This window comes from Amycolatopsis sp. NPDC021455, from assembly GCF_040640995.1.
Lineage (GTDB): Bacteria > Actinomycetota > Actinomycetes > Mycobacteriales > Pseudonocardiaceae > Amycolatopsis.
Genome location: NZ_JBFACT010000155.1, coordinates 1 through 3,110 on the forward strand (window position 1 = coordinate 1; position 3,110 = coordinate 3,110).

5 protein-coding genes are annotated in these 3,110 nt (G+C 74.5%); all 5 read right to left on the reverse strand.

Features of this window, described 5'->3' with window-relative positions:
* A partial coding sequence (locus tag AB0G28_RS49235) for an HAD-IC family P-type ATPase (RefSeq protein WP_361106616.1) occupies positions 1-745 on the reverse strand: 745 nt, incomplete at its 3' end.
* Positions 742-1,803, reverse strand: coding sequence for a YbdK family carboxylate-amine ligase (locus AB0G28_RS49240; protein WP_361106619.1), 1,062 nt, complete (start codon positions 1,801-1,803; stop codon positions 742-744). The genes AB0G28_RS49240 and AB0G28_RS49235, both read right to left, overlap by 4 nt.
* A gap of 5 nt (positions 1,804-1,808) precedes the next feature.
* Positions 1,809-2,330 (reverse strand): flavodoxin domain-containing protein, encoded by a 522-nt coding sequence (locus tag AB0G28_RS49245; RefSeq protein ID WP_361106622.1) that lies wholly within the window; start codon positions 2,328-2,330, stop codon positions 1,809-1,811.
* Between the two features lie 11 nt (positions 2,331-2,341).
* A complete protein-coding gene (locus tag AB0G28_RS49250; RefSeq protein ID WP_361106625.1) occupies positions 2,342-2,611 on the reverse strand; it encodes a DUF1876 domain-containing protein in 270 nt (89 codons plus the stop codon).
* Positions 2,612-2,620: 9 nt separating this feature from the next.
* Positions 2,621-3,110 (reverse strand): 4Fe-4S dicluster domain-containing protein (locus tag AB0G28_RS49255; RefSeq protein ID WP_361106628.1); only part of this gene is annotated, 490 nt, incomplete at its 5' end.

Consider the following 3,110-nt stretch of genomic DNA (forward strand, 5'->3'; position numbering starts at 1 on the left):
ACCGCCCGAGCTTGCGGGTGAGCGGCGTCTCGACGACCTCGGCGGTGGCGACGAGGTGCTGGATGCCGCCCAGCTGGGTCGCGCCGCCGGTCGCGATGACCAGCCCGCGGGCCTGTCCCCTGGTCACCAGCGTCCCGGAGTACGCCGAGCCGGTGCGGTCGGCGACCGCGGCCGACGGCGCCACCACGCCGGTGGCCTTGACCACCGGCACCGACTCCCCGGTCAACGCGGACTCGTCGATCTCGGCCAGGTGCACCTCGGCCAGCCGGACGTCGGCGGGCACCCGGTCACCGGCGGCCAGCTCCACGACGTCACCCGGCACCAACCGGGCCGCGGGGACGCGCTGCGGCAGCCCGTCGCGGAGGACCGTGGCCGTCACCGGGACCATTTTGGACAGTGCCTCCAACGCGCGCTGGGCACGGGATTCCTGCACGAACCCGACGACGGCGTTGAGCAGGACCACCCCGCCGATCACCCCGGCGTCGACGTGCCCGCCGAACACCCACGTGATCACGCCCGCGAGCAGCAGGACGTAGATGAGCGGGTTGTGGAACTGCGCCAGCAGCCGCCGGATCGGTCCCGGCCCGGCGGGCACGCGCACCACGTTGTCGCCGAAGCGCGCCAGCCGCGCTTCGGCCTCTGCGCTGCTCAGCCCCTGCGCGGGGTCTACGCCGAGCTGCTCGGCGACGGTGGCCACCGGCACCGCATGGAACTCCGTCGTGCCGGTCACTGTTCCGGCATTCATCGCGCCGCCTCCAGGCATTCGTCGTCGGTACCCCGGGTCACTGTGGCCAGCCTGGCGGTGAACTCCGCCGGGGTGGCCGACACCATCCGCAGCGCACGCTGCCGGGCCGCGCCACCGCCCCGGTCCGCGAGCGCGCACCAGCCCCGCCGGACCACGTCGAGATCGCCGGCCGCCTCCAGCGCGGGCCGGACGTGCGCCAGCAGCCGCGCGGCCCCGGCCCGGTCGAGGCCGTGCCGTGCGGCGGCCCGGAGCGACTGCGCGAGGGCCGCGTCGGACGGCTGCGGCCCCACCTCGCCCCGCAACGCCGTGGTCACGAGCGCCCGCACCAGTCCGGCGAGCACGACGGCGTCGCCGACGTCGAGGCAGACGTCGGCGATCCGCACCTCCACGGTCGGGTGCCGCGGCGACAGGCGGGCGTAGAAGTACACCCCGCGGGCATCCGGCGCCGCATCGCTGCGGATCGCCTCGGCCACGGCCGCGTCGTACTCGGCGACGTCCCGCCACGCGGCCGGTGGCCGGGCCGTCGGCCAGCGGGACCACAGCGGGTACCGCGCGCTCGCCCAGCCGGAGTCGAGGCCGCCGACGAACGGCGAGTTCGCGCTCAGCGCCAGCAGCACACCCAGCCACGGCCGCAGCCCGGCGAGCGCGCGCACGCCCGCCGCGCGCGACGGGACGCCGACGTGGACGTGGCAGGCACAGGTGCCCGCGCCGGCGACCAGGGCGGGAAAGCGCGCGGCCAGCCGCTCGTACCGCGGGTCAGCGGTGACCAGCGGTGCGGCGCCGAACGGCGCGACGGCGGTCGCCACGGCCAAGCACCCCGCGTCCGCCGCCGCCTCGCCCACCCGGCGGCGCAACCGCGTCAGGTCGGCGCGGACTTCGCCGAGCGAACGGCACACCCCCGTCAGGGTTTCGATCTGGAAGCGCAGGAACTCCGGGACCACGCCGGGCTCGCCGGGCAGCGCCGCCAGGATCCGCGGAGCCGCCGGGACGGCCCTCCCGGTCCGCGTGTCCAGCAGCACGAACTCCTCCTCCACGCCGACCGCCGGGGCCTCCGCCACGGCCGTCAGGACCCGGCGCGGAGCAGCGCCGCCCCGAGCGCCGCACCCCACGCCTCGGCCCGCTCCGGTTCGCCGGGTTCCGGGCCGGTATCGATCGATTCGGTCCCGACGAAGAAGCTTTCCGCCGGCAGGACGAGCCGGCACCCGCGCCGGCGCAGCCGCTTGGCCACCCCGAGCGACGCGGCCCCGGTGAACACGCGTGGCTTGTCGATCCGGGTGTCGAAGGCCGCGGCGGCCAGCCCGGCCGGCACCACGTCGAGCGCGTCCAGCCACTCCCTTATGCCCGTCGACGACCGCGTCGGGTAGTCCACCTGGTCCGCGGCGGACTTCCGGGTCGCGCCGCGGCTCATCCCGTGCACGTGCGTGGGTCCCCCGACGGCGAGCAGGTCGACGCCGGTCAGGTCCCGGGGCGCTTTGTCGACATTGACCACCTCCACCGGGCCGGAGCCGGCCAGCCCTTTGCCGATGGCCTTGGCCACCTCTTCGGTGGCGCCGAACATCGACTCGAAGACGACGAGGATCCGCATGTCCGCTCCCTTCAGTGGTCGAGCCGGACCGGCTTGTGGGTCAGCGCTTCGATGTCGCCGGCCGCGCATTCGAACAAGTTGTGGGCCAAGTCGCTCAACGCGCGCGACGCGGCCAGCTCGTCACCGATCTCGGGCACGTCCCGGTCGGCCGGGTTGAGCCGCGCGACGCCGGTCCCGGAGACCCGCGTGTCGTCGGCCGTGTGGAGCCGGGCGGTCGCCCGGGTACGGCCGTCGTCGTCTTCGTCGATGTGCACTTCGACGTGCCAGCGCTTCTCGTGCATGACTTCTCCTCAGGTTTCTTCGGGCACCATTTCGATGGCGCCGCACGGGCATTCGGCGACGCAGATCCCGCATCCCTTGCAGTAGTCGAGGTCGATCGCGTACCGCTCCCCCGGTTCGAGCTTGATCACCGCGTTGTCGGGGCAGACGCCGTAGCAGTTGTCGCATTCGAAGCAGTTGCCGCAGGACAGGCAGCGGCGGGCTTCGAACAACGCCGTCGACGCGTCGAGGCCGCCCTTGATCTCGTCGAACGTCGACACGCGCCGGGACAGGTCCAGGTGCGGCCGGACGGTCCGGTCGGCGTCGCTGTAGTACCACGTGTTGAGGTCGCCGAAAGTCGCCTCGCGCCGGGCCGCCGGCTCCGGCACGACGGCCTCGCGCAGCCAGGCGTCGATCTCCCGGGCGCCCCGGGCGCCGTGTCCCACCGCGACGGTCGCGGTCCGGCCCGACGGCACCATGTCGCCGCCCGCGAAGATCCCCGGATGGCCGGTCATCATCCCC